General features: G+C 71.7%; 13 protein-coding genes. 4 read left to right on the top strand and 9 right to left on the bottom strand.

From position 1 onward, the window contains the following. Positions 1-2 precede the first annotated feature (2 nt). Complete coding sequence (locus OG737_RS15750; protein WP_405921643.1) at positions 3-1,211, top strand: cytochrome P450; 1,209 nt, start codon at positions 3-5, stop codon at positions 1,209-1,211. A gap of 41 nt (positions 1,212-1,252) precedes the next feature. On the opposite strand, the gene OG737_RS15745 is transcribed toward OG737_RS15750, so the two are convergent. Together OG737_RS15745 and OG737_RS15740 are read right to left on the bottom strand one after the other, a co-directional pair. Continuing rightward, on the bottom strand, positions 1,253-2,827 hold the full coding sequence (locus OG737_RS15745) for an ABC transporter permease (protein ID WP_405921642.1): 1,575 nt from the start codon (positions 2,825-2,827) through the stop codon (positions 1,253-1,255). Further along, on the bottom strand, positions 2,824-3,717 hold the full coding sequence (locus tag OG737_RS15740; RefSeq protein WP_405921641.1) for an ATP-binding cassette domain-containing protein: 894 nt from the start codon (positions 3,715-3,717) through the stop codon (positions 2,824-2,826). Before OG737_RS15740 ends, OG737_RS15745 begins: the two co-directional genes overlap by 4 nt. 76 nt (positions 3,718-3,793) lie before the next feature. On the opposite strand from OG737_RS15740, the gene OG737_RS15735 reads away from it, so the two are divergent. Next, positions 3,794-4,282, top strand: coding sequence for a GbsR/MarR family transcriptional regulator (locus OG737_RS15735; protein WP_405921640.1), 489 nt, complete (start codon positions 3,794-3,796; stop codon positions 4,280-4,282). 106 nt (positions 4,283-4,388) lie between these two features. Here OG737_RS15735 and OG737_RS15730 read toward each other — a convergent pair whose 3' ends face one another. Then, positions 4,389-5,210 carry a diacylglycerol kinase gene (locus OG737_RS15730; RefSeq protein ID WP_328930360.1) on the bottom strand — a complete coding sequence of 274 codons (822 nt, stop codon included), beginning with the start codon at positions 5,208-5,210 and terminating at the stop codon, positions 4,389-4,391. Between the two features lie 184 nt (positions 5,211-5,394). On the opposite strand from OG737_RS15730, the gene OG737_RS15725 reads away from it, so the two are divergent. Beyond that, complete coding sequence (locus OG737_RS15725; protein WP_328926803.1) at positions 5,395-6,678, top strand: adenylosuccinate synthase; 1,284 nt, start codon at positions 5,395-5,397, stop codon at positions 6,676-6,678. Positions 6,679-6,928: 250 nt separating this feature from the next. Further along, positions 6,929-7,426: a DUF4232 domain-containing protein gene (locus tag OG737_RS15720; protein ID WP_328926802.1), complete on the top strand. Its 498-nt coding sequence runs from the start codon at positions 6,929-6,931 to the stop codon at positions 7,424-7,426. Positions 7,427-7,489: 63 nt separating this feature from the next. Here the strand turns inward: OG737_RS15720 and OG737_RS15715 are convergent, their stop codons facing one another. The 6 genes from OG737_RS15715 to fbaA all read right to left on the bottom strand — a co-directional run bounded on the left by OG737_RS15715 (position 7,490) and on the right by fbaA (position 14,261). Next, a complete protein-coding gene (locus OG737_RS15715) occupies positions 7,490-9,100 on the bottom strand; it encodes a PKD domain-containing protein (RefSeq protein ID WP_328926801.1) in 1,611 nt (536 codons plus the stop codon). A gap of 218 nt (positions 9,101-9,318) precedes the next feature. Continuing rightward, positions 9,319-10,197, bottom strand: a complete 879-nt coding sequence (locus OG737_RS15710; RefSeq protein ID WP_328926800.1) for an alpha/beta hydrolase — start codon at positions 10,195-10,197, stop codon at positions 9,319-9,321. 171 nt (positions 10,198-10,368) lie between these two features. After that, complete coding sequence (gene kynU / locus OG737_RS15705) at positions 10,369-11,571, bottom strand: kynureninase (protein ID WP_328926799.1); 1,203 nt, start codon at positions 11,569-11,571, stop codon at positions 10,369-10,371. A 16-nt stretch (positions 11,572-11,587) separates the two neighbouring features. Next, the gene (locus OG737_RS15700) at positions 11,588-12,433 is read right to left on the bottom strand and encodes a tryptophan 2,3-dioxygenase family protein (protein WP_328926798.1); all 846 of its coding nucleotides are present in this window, start codon (positions 12,431-12,433) and stop codon (positions 11,588-11,590) included. Positions 12,434-12,650: 217 nt separating this feature from the next. Beyond that, entirely contained in the window at positions 12,651-13,064 is a 414-nt protein-coding gene (locus OG737_RS15695; RefSeq protein WP_328926797.1) for a DUF3151 domain-containing protein, read from the bottom strand. Between the two features lie 174 nt (positions 13,065-13,238). After that, entirely contained in the window at positions 13,239-14,261 is a 1,023-nt protein-coding gene (gene fbaA, locus OG737_RS15690; protein WP_328926796.1) for a class II fructose-bisphosphate aldolase, read from the bottom strand. Positions 14,262-14,380 lie beyond the last annotated feature (119 nt).

Below are 14,380 nucleotides of genomic sequence, written 5' to 3'. Positions count from 1 at the left end.
GGATGGGCTTTGATCCGTGGGATGCCGAGTTCGTCGCCGATCCGTATCCGGCGTACCGGGAGTTGCGGGAGCAGGGGCGGGCGGTGTGGTACGAGGCCACCGGGCAGTGGCTGGTGCCGCACTACGCCGATGTGAGTGCGCTGCTGCGGGACCGGCGCCTGGGGAGGACCTACCTGCACCGGTTCACGCACGAGGAGTTCGGGCGCACCGCCCCGCCGGCGGAGCACGAGGCCTTCCACGTGCTCAACGGCAACGGGCTGTTGGACCTGGAGGATCCCGCGCACGCGCGGGTGCGCAAGCTGGTTGCGAAGGCCTTCACCCCGCGGACGGTGGAGCGGCTCGTGCCGGCCGTGCAGCGGATGGCCGGGGAGCTGGTGGGGCGGCTGCTGGCGGACGGAGGCGGGGACCTGCTCACGGCCGTCGCCGAGCCGCTGCCGGTGGCGGTGATCGCGGAGCTGCTGGGCGTCCCGGAGGCGGACCGGGGGCTGCTGCGGCCCTGGTCCGCGGACATCTGCGGGATGTTCGAGCTCCGGCCGGACGAGGAGACGGCGCGGCGCGCGGTGCGGGCGAGCGTCGAGTTCAGCGCGTACCTGCGGGAGCTGATCACGGAGCGGCGCGCACGCCCCGGGGAGGATTTGATCTCCGGGCTGATCGCCGCCCACGATGAGGAGGGCCGGCTCAGCGAGCAGGAGATGATCTCCACTTGCGTGCTCCTGCTGAACGCCGGGCACGAGGCCACGGTCAACACCACCGCCAACGGGTGGTGGGCACTGTTCCGCAACCCCGGCGAGCTCGCCGCGCTGCGTGAGCGCCGCGATCCCGAAAAGTTGTCCACAGCTGTGGATGAACTGATGCGCTACGACACACCCCTGCAGATGTTCGAGCGCTGGGTCCTCGACGACATCCGGATCGGGGACACCGAGATTCCCCGCGGAGCCGAGGTCGCGCTGCTGTTCGGGTCCGCGAACCGCGATCCCGCGCGGTTCGACGATCCCGACGCGCTGGACCTCGTACGGGCCGACAATCCGCACCTGAGCTTCGGTGCCGGGATCCACTACTGCCTGGGGGCGCCGCTGGCGCGCCGGGAGCTGGAGGCCACCTTCGGGGCGCTGCTGGCAGACGGAGTCCCGCCGCTGCGGCTCGTCGAGGAGCCGCGGTGGCGGGACGGTTACGTCATCCGGGGACTGCGCGAACTGCTCGTGCAGTTCTAGGGCGGCAGCCCGGCGGACATCGCCGGGCACCGAGCGAGGCGTCAGGCGACCAGGTCCCGGCGGCGCAGGGCGGCCAGCCCCGCGCCCGTGAAGGCCACCGCCAGGGCGGTCAGGACCAGCAGCGGGATCCAGGCCATGGCCTGCCCGCCCGGCAGCTTGGGCAGGTGGGCGAAGGGGGAGAGGTCCAAGACCGCCTCCGGGAGGTTCAGCGCCGGGCCGACCCAGCCCAGGGCCAGCGCGATCCCGGCCACCGCCCAGGCGGCCACCGCGTACTTGGGCGCCGCGCCGTACAGGAGGGCGGCCACCGCCCCGATCACCCACACCGCCGGGAGCTGCGCGAGGGTGGCGCCCACCGCCGCGCCCACCTCCTCGCCGTGCCCGAGGCCCAGCCCGAGACCGCCCAGCAGCAGGATCAGCGCCGAGCCGCCGAACGCGACGGCGAGATGGCCCGCGGCCCAGCGCAGCCGGCCGACGGCGTTCGCGAGCAGCGGTTCGGCGCGCGCCGAGCTCTCCTCACCGTGCAGCCGCAGCACCGAGGAGACGATGTACAGCGCGGCGACCAGGCCCAGCAGCCCGGCCATCGCGGCGAGGAAGGCGTCGGTGAGTCCGCTCTGCCCGCCCATCCGCTCGATGATCTGACGGGTCTTCTCATTGCCGCCGACCACGTCGGCCGCGCCCTGCGCCATCCCGCCGAAGACGACACCGGCGACGAGGAAGCCCGCGCTCCAGCCGAACACGCTGCCGCGCTGCAGCCGCCAGGCCAGCGCACCCGCCGTGCCCAGGCGTCCCTCGGCCGGTCCCGGCCGGGTCGGCAGGAAGCTCATGCCCAGGTCACGGCGGCCGGCCAGCACGTACGCGGCGCCCGCCTGCGCCACGACGGCCACGGCGAGCAGCGCGAGCACCCACCAGCGCATCGAGGCGAAGGCCCGTACGTTCTCCACCCAGCCGAGCGGAGAGAGCCAGGTCAAAGCCGACTCCCCGCCGGCCGTCCCGGCGTCTCCGGCCGCCTTCAGGACGAACGCGGCGCCGAGCACAGCGGCCGCGATCCCCTTGGCGGCCCGGGCGCTCTCGGTCAGCTGGGCGGCGATGGCCGCCACGCCGGCGAAGAGCATCCCGGCGCCAGCGATGGCCAGCCCGAGGGCGAGCGCACCCGGCGCGCCCTGTCCCGCGAGACCTCCCGCGATGAGCAGCGCGACGCACGTGTTGGCCACGAGGGCGGCCAGCAGGGCCGCGCTCAGCGGGGCCCGCCGCCCCACCATCGCGGCGGAGAGCAGCTCCTGACGGCCCGTCTCCTCCTCTTCCCTGGTGTGCCGGATGACGATGACCAGGCTCATCACGGCCGCCAGGACGGCGCCGTAGACCCCGATCCGCCAGGCGGTCAGAGCGCCGAGCGAGTCACCGAAGACCGGCCCGTACATGGCGCGCATCGAGCTGTTGGCGTTCATGGAGGCGGCGACCTCGGCGCGTTCGGCGGCGCTCCCGTACACGCTTCCCAGCGAGCCGGGCATGATCACCACCAACAGGGCGGTGACCAGTACCCAGACGGGCATCATCACGCGGTCGCGGCGCAGGGCGAGCCGGAGCAGCGCGCCGGTGCCCGCCAGTTGGTTCTTCATCGCGACGCCTCTTCGGTGTAGTGGCGCAGGAACAGCTCTTCGAGGGTGGGCGGGGTCGAGGCCAGCGACCGCACGCCCGACGCGGTGAGGGCGCGCAGGACGGCGTCCAGCTTGTCCGTGTCGGCCTGGAGGCGGACCTTCAGCCCCTGGACCTGCACGTCGTACACGCCCGGCAGGTGCGCGATGCCGTTCGGCGGGCCGGCGAGTTCGGCGCTGATCGACGTACGGGTGAGGTGGCGCATGTCGGCGAGCGTGCCGGTCTCCACGGTGCGGCCCTTGCGGATGATGCTGACCCGGTCGCAGAGGGTCTCGACCTCGCTGAGGATGTGCGAGCTGAGCAGGATGGTGCGCCCGGCGGCGCGGGCCTGCGCGACGCAGTCCTGGAACACCTCCTCCATCAGCGGGTCGAGGCCGGAGGTGGGCTCGTCGAGGATGAGCAGTTCGGCGTCGGAGGCGAAGGCGGCGACGAGGGCGACCTTCTGCCGGTTGCCCTTGGAGTACGTACGCCCCTTCTTGGCCGGGTCGAGCTCGAACCGCTCGATCAGCTCGGCGCGGCGGGCCCGGTCGAGGCCTCCGCGCAGCCGTCCGTAGAGGTCGATGACCTCGCCGCCGGAGAGGTTGCGCCACAGGGTGACGTCGCCGGGTACGTAGGCGACGCGGCGGTGGAGGGCCACGGCGTCGGCCCAGGGATCGCCGCCGAGGAGTTCGGCGGTGCCGGAGTCGGCGCGCAGAAGGCCCAGCAGGACCCGGATGGTCGTGGACTTGCCGGAGCCGTTGGGGCCGAGGAAGCCGTGGACCTCGCCGGTGGCGACCGAGAGGTCGAGTCCGTCCAGTGCGTGGGTGCGGCCGAACACCTTGTGGAGTCCGGCGACGCTGATTGCCTTCGTCATACTTCTGAACGTACGCTACTTTCACAAATTTGTGAAGCTCGGGAATCACGTTAAAGTTGGGAAGGTGGCGGAAGACATGGCGGTACCAGCGGTACGGAACGAGGAAGCGGTCTCGCGCTTCGTGGAGCGGTTCGCCGCGCAGCTGACCGAGGCGGGGATGCAGCGGATGGCCGCGCGGGTCTTCGCGCAGCTGCTGGCGAGCGACGAGGGCTCGATGACCTCGGCGGAACTGGGCGAGGCGCTGCAGATCAGCCCGGCGGCGGTGTCAGGAGCCGTGTCCTACCTGACCCAGGTCAACATGGTCAGCCGGGAGCGGGAACCGGGCTCGCGGCGGGACCGGTACGTGCTGCACAACGAGCTCTGGTACGAGACCTTCACCCGGCGGGACCAGGTGCTGACCCTGTGGGAGAAGACCCTGCGCGAGGGCGCCGCGAGCCTCGGCTCCGACTCGCCGGCCAGTACGCGCATCGCCGAGACGGCCGCGTTCTTCGAGTTCATGCAGGGCGAGCTGCTGGGCATGATGGACCGCTGGCGGACCCACAAGGCGACCCTGGGCCTCGGCTAGGCACTGCGGCGCAGGGGGCGGGCGCACCCGGGGCGGGGGACCGGGGCGCGCAGCTCCCGGCCCGCCCGCCGGTCGGCGAGCGCGTCACGCATCTCTGCGTCGCGCGTCACCGGGGCAGCGTGAGGGTCCATGCCCCTGGGTGCAGGTTCCACGTCCGGCGGCGCACCGGGCCGGTCACCGCCGCGTCGGCCCGGTAGCGGAAGTCCGCGCCCGACACCGTGACCGTCTTCGCACGCGCCGTCACCTCCGAAGCCGTGCCGCCGCCACCCGTACGGACCACGACCTCCGCCGGGCCGCCGTCGCTCCCCACGGCCAGCGAGACCTCCTCCACCGGCCGGTCCACATCCGCCAGGACCACCCCGTCCGCCTCGACCCGCAGCCGGAGCCGGCCCGCGCCGATCGGCCCCGCGGGACGGACCAGCGTCCGTACCAGCGAGCGGTACGCGGTCCACACGGACGGCCCTGCCGGGGGTCTGACCCCCCGCAGCGGCGGGATCCGCAGTCCGCCCAGGACCACCCCGTCGCTGTCGTCCACCAGCAGGTCGCACACCTTCAGCGACCCGTCCAGCACCGCCCGGGCCGCGGTGACGGCGGACAGCGGCACGCCGAGCGACCTGGCCAGTACCAGGGACCCCGTGGGCCCCACCGGCACCAGCGCAAGGGCCCCGTCGGCCAGCCCCCGCTCCCGGTGCAGCAGCCCCACGGTGCGCGCCAGGGCCCGGTCGTCGCCCACGATCACCAGCCGCCGTTGGCCCCGGCGGGCAAGAGCCCGCGCGAATTCCTCCTGCGAATCCGGGAGGCAGATTTTCGCCGCCGCTCCCGCTGACAACACATCCTTCGCGATCCGCACGGACTCGCCGTCAAGACGGCGGGCGACCGGGTCGACGAGCACGAGCAGGCCGCCTACCGGCGCGCCCGCGTGGCTCATGGTGGGCTCTGGAGCCGACACCTCGGTCCTTCCTCGGGTAGCATCTTTGTGCAAGAGGCCCTTGCGCTATTGCGCCAGGGCCTTCGTCTATTCCGGGGTACCGGTCCGACGGCTCAGCCTGCGGTGTACATCGTCGTACGCCCCCTGACCTTGGACATGCCCCATCCGGAAGAGGTGTACGCCTGTGCCCGCTCTTGTGCTGCTCGGAGCTCAGTGGGGTGACGAGGGCAAGGGAAAGGCCACCGACCTGCTCGGTGGATCCGTTGACTATGTAGTGCGATACCAGGGTGGCAACAACGCCGGCCACACGGTTGTCGTAGGCGACCAGAAGTATGCACTGCACCTTCTCCCTTCCGGCATCCTCTCCCCCGGATGCACCCCGGTCATCGGTAACGGCGTCGTCGTCGACCCGGCCGTCCTGCTCTCCGAGCTGCGCGGCCTGAACGAGCGCGGCATCGACACCTCCAAGCTGCTCATCAGCGGCAACGCGCATCTGATCACGCCGTACAACGTCACCCTCGACAAGGTCGGCGAGCGCTTCCTCGGCAAGCGCAAGATCGGTACGACCGGCCGCGGCATCGGCCCGACCTACGCGGACAAGATCAACCGCGTCGGCATCCGGGTCCAGGACCTCTACGACGAGTCGATCCTCACCCAGAAGGTCGAAGCGGCCCTCGAAGGCAAGAACCAGCTCCTCGCGAAGCTGTACAACCGCCGCGCGATCGAGGCCGGCGCGATCGTCGAGGAGATGCTCCAGTACGCGGAGCAGATCAAGCCGTTCGTCGCCGACACCACCCTGATCCTCAACAACGCGCTGGACGAGGACAAGGTCGTGCTCTTCGAGGGCGGCCAGGGCACCCTGCTCGACGTCGACCACGGCACGTACCCCTTCGTCACCTCCTCGAACCCGACCGCGGGCGGCGCCTGCACCGGCACGGGTGTCGGCCCGACGAAGATCAGCCGCGTGATCGGCATCCTGAAGGCCTACACGACCCGCGTCGGCGCCGGCCCGTTCCCGACCGAGCTGTTCGACCAGGACGGCGAGGACCTGCGCCGCATCGGCGGCGAGCGCGGCGTGACCACCGGCCGTGACCGTCGCTGCGGCTGGTTCGACGCGCCGATCGCGCGCTACGCCACCCGCGTGAACGGCCTGACCGACTTCTTCCTCACCAAGCTGGACGTGCTGACCGGCTGGGAGCAGATCCCGGTCTGCGTCGCGTACGAGATCGACGGCAAGCGCGTCGAGGAGCTCCCGTACTCGCAGACGGACTTCCACCACGCGAAGCCGATCTACGAATACCTCCCCGGCTGGTCCGAGGACATCACCAAGGCGAAGACCTTCGCGGACCTTCCGGCGAACGCCCAGGCGTACGTCAAGGCCCTGGAGGAGATGTCGGGCGCCCCGATCTCCGCGATCGGCGTCGGCCCGGGCCGCACCGAGACGATCGAGATCAACTCGTTCCTGTAGGGACGGCCGGTCACGACGCGAGGGGGCGGTGCGCCACACGGCGCACCGCCCCCTCGGCGTTACCGTGAACGCCGCCGAAAGGTCGCGAAGAGCCCGCGCCGTTAGAATGGTGTCATCAGGCCCGCACTGTCAGCCGCGGGATTACACGCCCCGGTCCGGCACCCGAGAGAGTGCGAGCACCTCTCCCGCAGACGGCGTACCCGTCTCGCCGGACGAGGACACCTTCCTTCGCTGGCACAGGAGTCGGCCCATGAGCAACGTCCTGACCCGGGCGGCGACCATCGCTTCCGCAGCCCTCCTCGCAACCACCGGCGCCTTGGTCGGCGCCACCCACGCGTCGGCCGCGTACAAGGCCCCGACCTGCCGCCTGGCCGACTTGGAGCTGACCATCGGCGAGCCGCAAGGTGCCGCGGGGTCAGTCCTCTACCCGATCGAGTTCACCAACACCACATCCCGTACCTGTAGTTTGCGCGGATACCCGGGCGTCAGCGTCGTGGACGCCAAGCATCGCCAGATCGGCACCTCTGCGATTCGCACCGGCGAGTCGTACAACACGGTGTCCGTCTTCCCCGACGACACCGTGACCGCAACCTTCCGCACCAACAGCCGGAGTGTGGTGCCGGACTGTCGGCAGAAGTCGGCAGCCGTCAAGGTGTACCCGCCGGCCAGCGGCCTGGCCGAGGAGATCCCGTACCGCCTGCGGGTGTGCGGAGCCTTCGAGATCAGCCCGGTGGTACCTGCGGAATGAGCGTACGGAACAGCGCCCCGGGGTCGGCCTCGACGGCCGGGCCCGGGGCGCTGAGGGGCTGACTCAGATGGTGTCGTAGAAGCCGAACATGTCGACGATCAGGTCGGTGTTGTCCCAGCCCATGTTCCAGAAGTCGACGATGCCGTTGGCACCGGCGCTCGCCTGGACCAGGTTCGGGACCGTCTTGCCGTACGTCCAGTTCAGGGCGGAGGCGGTGGGCTCCTCCGGCCAGACCGCGGTGCCGTCGCCGTAGGCGTCCCACGTGTTCGGGTCCGGGGTGACCGACAGGAAGCCGTCGCCGCGGGTGTTGGTGACCGTGGTGTTGAACACGAAGCCCGAGACACCGGCCGGGTTGCGGAACGGCCGCATGTAGATGTAGCCGCGGCCCCCCATCGGCCCGCCGTCCCAGGTCGCCGCGTCCCGGGTGTCGAGCATGCGGGCCGGGTCCATCGGCACGAAGGCGCCCGAGCTCTCGTTGGTGTAGAAGCCGACGACGTCGACGATCACGTCGGTCCCGGCCCACGCACCGTTGCGGACGCTGATCTGGCCGTCGGGGCCGACCGGCACGATCACCGAGTTGGCGATCGTCTGACCGGCCGTGAAGTTCACGCTGGACGTGGACGGAGCCGCCTGCCCGCTCGGGAAGACGGTCAGGTGGCCGGCCTCCTTCGGGTTGGTGACCGTCACGTTCAGTGCCACCGCGCTGATGCCCTTCCAGACACCGTTGCGGCCGGCCATCTGCACGCTGAAGGTGCCCTGCCCGGCGAGCTGGCCCTGGGCCGTTCCGGTGCCGTTGCGGGTGTCCACGGCGCGGACCGGTGCCAGCGGGTTGTAGCCGCTGGCCGCCGTGTGGCTGAAGTAGCCGGTGACGTCCGCGATCAGGTCGAGCGACTCCCAGCCGCCGTTGTACAGCTCCACGTAGCCGTCCTGGCCGACCGGCACGATCACCAGGTTCGGCACGGTCTGACCGGCGACGAAGTTGACGTTCGAGCTGATCGGCTGCACGCCGCCCGACGGGTACGCGGTGACGTGCCCGGCGCTGGTGGCGTTGGTGACGGTGACGTTGAGGACGACCGCGGTGACCCCGGCGGGGATGCCGCCGTTGCCGCCGACCTTCACGCGGGCTTTGCCGTACGCGGCGACCTTGGCCTTCGGGGCGCCGATTCCGCTACGGGTGTCCAGGAGGCGGGTCGGCCCGTACGGGGTGAAGTCGGAGCCCTCGGTGACGACGTCGAGCTGGTTGACGGCCTGCGTGTTGTTCGCGGCGTCCACCACGGTGACGGTGACCTTGTACGAGCCGACCTCGGCGTAGGTGTGCTCGTTGACGAGGTCACCGGCGCCCTGCGCGGTGGTCATGTCGGTCGTGCCGTCGCCCCACGCGATGGTGACCGCGAGCGAGGCGGCCGCGCTCGTGACGGTGGACGTCAGGCGCACCTTGTGCGCCGTCGTACCCGTGGCCTTGAGGCCGACCGCGAGGGTCGGGTTGCCCGCGGTGGCCACCGTCTGCGGGGCTGCGGCGGCCTTGCTGCCGGCCGCCGGGATGGTCTGCCGGACCGTACGGTCGGCAGGGCTCGTGAAGCTCTTGGCCTTGGACGCCGTGGCCTTCCTCAGGTCCCCGGCGGGTGCGGACACGCCATGCGCGCCCGGCTTGACCGGGTCGGCCGCGTGGGCCATGCCCGGGATGAGACCAACGCTGGCCGCGACGATGGCGGCAGCGGATATTACGAGACGGCGACTACGCACCGGCCCCCCCATTTTCGTTTTTGAACGCGCTCAGGGTGATTCCCGATCAGAGTACATAGCCTTTCGGCAGTTCTCATGCGGGTACCGACCGGGGCAGAGGCGGTTGGCCCGTATCTGCCCGGGACTGACCCGTTCCGGGCGGCCGGGCTCTACCAGGCCAGTTGCGAGATCTCCTCGGCGACCACCGCGCACGCGTCCGCCGCCGGGTCGATGAGCGGGAAGTGGCCGACCCCGTCCAGCAGCGTCAGCCCGACCATCTCCCCCGCCCGCGCGGCGGCGGCCACGTACGCCTCCGCCACCTGCTGCGGGACCACGATGTCGTCGCGGCCCTGGACCACCGCGGTGGCGATGCCCGTCGGGAGCAGGGCCGCCGGGTCGGCGAAGGGGAGGCGGGAGGCGAAGTGCTCGGGGCCGCCGAGCAGCTGCGCGCTCGCGCCGCCGCAGACGCCCAGCTCCTCCGCCACCGCGAAGTCCGCGATCGGGGCCAGTGCCACCACACCGCGCAGCGGCGGCGGGGCGGGCAGCCGCCACGGGGACCCGTGCGGGAGCACGTGCCGGGCCGCGGCCCACAGCGCGAGCTGGCCGCCGGCCGAGTGTCCGGTGACGACGACGCGGCGGAGGTCGGCCTGCGGCAGCGCGGCGGCGGCGAGCCCCGGGAGGGCGTCCAGCGCCGCGGCGACGTCGTCGAAGGTCTCGGGCCAGCGCCCGGCGATCGGGCCCTCGGTGCCTTGGTGCGGAAGGGAACGGCCGCGCCGGTACTCGACGTTGGCGACGGCGAAACCCTTCCGGGCCAGGAAGTCGGCGAAGGGGGTGACGTGCTGCCGGTCGTACGGGGCCCGCCACGCGCCGCCGTGCAGCACGACGACGAGGGGGACGGGGTCCTCGGTCCCGCCTCGCGGGGCGTAGAAGTCGACGACCTGGTCGGGGTGTTCCCCGTACGCGGCGCTCGTGTCCGGCGCGACGGCCGGATGGGAGAAGGCCGATGCGGCCTCGGCGGCGTCCCGTTCCACTGCGGCGGGGTCCGTCATCGGCTCAACCTCTCGGTAACGCGTGGGACAGCGGGGACAGATGTTCCGGTGGTCCGGTGGTCCGGGACCGTATCAGTCTGGAACGACGCGTTCCGTGCGGGGCCCGGGATGTGCCGGAGCGGGCGGAGCCGTAGCCCCGCCCGCCCGGTGATGTGACGTTTCGCTAGGGGGTCACCCGAAAATGTGACCCAGCGTGCGCGCCGCGCGCTCGGCATCGGCGAAACCGACGTAGAGCGGAGTGAAACCGAAGCGCAGGACGTCCGGGGCGCGGAAGTCGCCGACGACGCCCCGGCCGATGAGTTCCCGCATGACCTCACGGGCGTTCTCGGTGCGCAGCGAGACCTGGCTGCCGCGCCGGTCGTGCTCGGCCGGGGTGACCGACTCGACCCGGCCCTCGGGGACGTAGGCGGCCACGCATTCGAGGAAGAAGTCGGTCAGGGCGAGGGACTTGGCCCGTACGGCTTCGACGGACACCCCGTCCCAGGCGTCGAGCGACGCCTCCAGGGCCAGCATGGACAGGATGTCCGGGGTCCCGACGCGGCCGCGCCGCGCCCCGTCCGCCGGGACGAACTCCGGGGTCATGGCGAAGGGATCGGCGTGGCCGTTCCAACCCGGCAGCGGGGAATCGAAGGCGGCCTGGTGGCGATCGGCGATGTAGAGGTACGCGGGGGCGCCGGGGCCGCCGTTGAGGTACTTGTACGTGCAGCCGACCGCGAGGTCGACGGCGTGCGCGTCGAGGCCGACGGGCAGGGCGCCCGCCGAGTGGCACAGGTCCCAGACCATGATCGCCCCGGCGGCGTGCGCGGCCTCGGTGAGGGCGGGCAGGTCGTGGAGCCGGCCGCTGCGGTAGTCGACGTGGTTGAGGAGGACGACGGCGGTGTCCGCGTCCATCGCCTCCGCCGCGTGCGCGGGGTCCACCGGGGTGACGGTCAGGCCTGTCATCCGGGCCGCCGAGGCGGCGATGTAGCCGTCGGTGGGGAAGGTGGCGGCGTCGACCAGCATCTTCGTGCGGCCGGGAGCGGCCAGGCGGGCGGCGCCGACCAGAGCCTTGAAGAGGTTGACGCTGGTGGAGTCGCCGACGACCACCTGGCCGGGGGCCGCGCCGACGAGGGGGGCGAGCTTGTCGCCGATCCGCTCGGGGGCGGTCCACCAGTCGCTCTCGTCCCAGGACCGGATGAGGAGCTCGCCCCACTGCCGGGTGACGACGTCGGCGGTGGTCTGCGCGACGGTGGCCGGGAGGGCGCCGAGGGAGTTGCCGTCCAGGTAGACGACTCCGTCGGGGAGGGTGAACCGGTCACGGAGGCGCCCGAGCCCGTCGGCGGCGTCCAGGGCCGCGGCACGGCTCCGGAGGTCCGGTATCTGCGTCTGCTGCATCGGTGCAAGCGTGGGCTCAGACATGGCTGCGGGCCGTCCAGAGCTCCGGGAAGACGTTCTTCGTGGCGCGCTTCTCCAGCCAGGTCACGCCGGCCGAGCCGCCCGTGCCGGTCTTCGCGCCCATCGCACGGCGGGTGGCCACCAGGTGGTCGTTGCGCCAGCGCCAGACGAGCTCGGCGACGTCCGTGAGGACCTCGCCCAGGCGGTGGAGGTCCAGGTGCTCGTCCGGGGCGGCGTACAGGCCCGTCCAGACGGCCTCGACCTCGGCCGAGGGCTCGTAGCGCTGCGAGAGGTCGCGGTCCAGGACCGCGCCCGGGACCGGGAGGCCGCGGCGGGCCAGGAGGCGCAGGACCTCGTCGTAGAGGCTGGGCTCGTGGAGGGCCTTCTCCAGCTCCGCGTGGACGCGCGGGGCGCCACGGTGCGGTACCAGCATGGAGGCGGACTTCTCGCCGAGCAGGAACTCCATCCGGCGGTACATCGCCGACTGGAAACCGGAACCCTCGCCGAGGGCGGCGCGGTAGGCGTTGAACTGCCCGGGGGTGAGCTGGGCGAGCGGGCGCCAGGAGGAGTTGAGGGCCTCCAGCTCGCGGAGGGATCGTTTCAGCGCGTCCATCGCGACCGGGATGCGGTCCTCGCGCAGGGCCTTCGCCGCGGTTTCCCACTCGTGGACGATGACCGTGAACCACAGCTCCATGACCTGGGTCGTGACCAGGAAGACCATCTCGCCCGGGTCGTCCGACCGGAGGTGCTGGAGGTGGGTGAGGACGTCCGCCTGGACGTAGTCCTCGTAGGGGGTAGTGCCGTCGAAGTCGAGGTTCGGGGTGTCCGAACCGGCTCCGGAGGCATCAAGGGTGTTCGACATCGCTGTCTCCTCGACACGTGCTTCCGGGTAGCGGTCCGCTCCTTCCGATGGGTGAGTGGAGCCCCGGTCCCCTGCCCGCATCATAGGACCGGTTGCCGGGCCCTCTCCAGCGAGGTGTGACCGGGGTCACGATCACTTTTAGGACACTATGGCCTGCCGGGGCCCCTGGTGCGAGGCCCCGGCCACGCGCGTGTGCCCGTCCGCGCGTTCGTACGGCTCAGGCGCCGAGGACGTCCGCAGCCGTCTCGGACGAGTCGCGCAGGAAGGTCGAGCAGCGCTCGTACTCCTCCTTCTCGCCGATCGCCTCGGCGGCGCGGGCCAGGGCGTTCAGGGCGCGGAGGAAGCCGCGGTTCGGCTCGTGCTCCCACGGGACCGGGCCGTGGCCCTTCCAGCCGGCGCGGCGCAGGGCGTCCAGGCCGCGGTGGTAGCCCGTACGGGCGTACGCGTACGACTCGATGGTGTTGCCGGCCGCGAAGGCCTCGTCGGCGAGGGTCGCCCAGGCGAGGGACGAGGTGGGGTGCGCGGCGGCCACCTCGACGGCGGGGGTGCCTGCGGCCAGGGCCTCACGGCCCGGCTCGTCGGGGAGGTGGGTGGGGGCGGGGCCCCCGAGGAGGTTCTGGTGAATGGACATGCCCCCAGTCTGCCGGGCCCGGTGGTGGGCGCGCCCCACCACCCGGCGGCCCGGGCGTGTGCCCGGCGCGCTCGCCCGGGTCGGGGTCCGGGGCGGACCGGGGGGAAACGCCGAAGGGCCCGGCCGCCGTGGTGTGGGACGGGGCCGGGCCCTTCGCTACGTCGTGCCTCGGGACTACTTCAGCTTCGTGCCCGTGGAGCGCAGGTTCGCGCACGCCTCGGTGACACGCGCGGCCATGCCGGCCTCGGCGGCCTTGCCCCAGGTGCGCGGGTCGTACTTGGACTTCGTGCCGACCTCGCCGTCGACCTTCAGAACGCCGGCGTAGTTGGTGAACATGTGGTCCACGACCGGGCGGGTGAAGGCGTACTGGGTGTCGGTGTCGAGGTTCATCTTCACGACGCCGTTCTCCAGCGCGGTGGCGATCTCCTCGGCCGTGGAGCCCGAGCCGCCGTGGAAGACGAAGTCGAACGGCGAAGCCTTGCCGTACTTCTCGGCGACGCCCGCCTGGAGGTCCTTGAGGAGCTCGGGACGCAGGACCACGTTGCCCGGCTTGTAGACGCCGTGGACGTTGCCGAAGGAGGCGGCCAGCAGGTAGCGGCCCTTCTCACCCAGGCCCAGGGCCTCGGCGGTGCGGATCGCGTCCTCGACGGTGGTGTACAGCTCGTCGTTGATCTCGTGGCTGACGCCGTCCTCCTCGCCGCCGGTCGGGGTGATCTCGACCTCAAGGATGATCTTCGCGGCGGCGGCCTTGGCGAGCAGCTCCTGGCCGATGGCCAGGTTGTCGGCCAGGGTCTCGGCGGAACCGTCCCACATGTGCGACTGGAAGAGCGGGTTCAGACCGCGGGCCACGCGCTCGGCCGAGACCTCAAGGAGCGGACGTACGTAGCCGTCCAGCTTGTCCTTGGGGCAATGGTCGGTGTGCAGCGCGACCGTGATGCCGTACTTCGCCGCGACGATGTGCGCGAACTCGGCCAGGGCGACCGCGCCGGTGACCATGTCCTTGCTGTACTGGCCACCCAGGAACTCCGCACCACCGGTGGAGATCTGGATGATGCCGTCGCTCTCGGCCTCCGCGAAGCCGCGCAGCGCAGCGTGCAGGGTCTGGGAAGAGGTCACGTTGATGGCCGGGTAGGCGAACTTTCCTGCCTTCGCCCGGTCGAGCATCTCGTTGTAGACCTCGGGGGTTGCGATGGGCATCTACCGCTCCTTGGATGTGCGGGGAGTGTGCTTATTGCGGGCCCTGACCTGGGGGCGACGTCATCGTCGCGCCCATCTTTCCAGACTCCGCGCGACACTCCACCCCGCCGGTCGCCACG

Origin of the sequence: Streptomyces sp. NBC_00122 (genome assembly GCF_045160845.1) — a bacterium.
Classification (GTDB): domain Bacteria; phylum Actinomycetota; class Actinomycetes; order Streptomycetales; family Streptomycetaceae; genus Streptomyces.
Note: the sequence above shows the minus strand (reverse complement) of the source record. Positions and strands in the feature narration are given on the sequence as shown.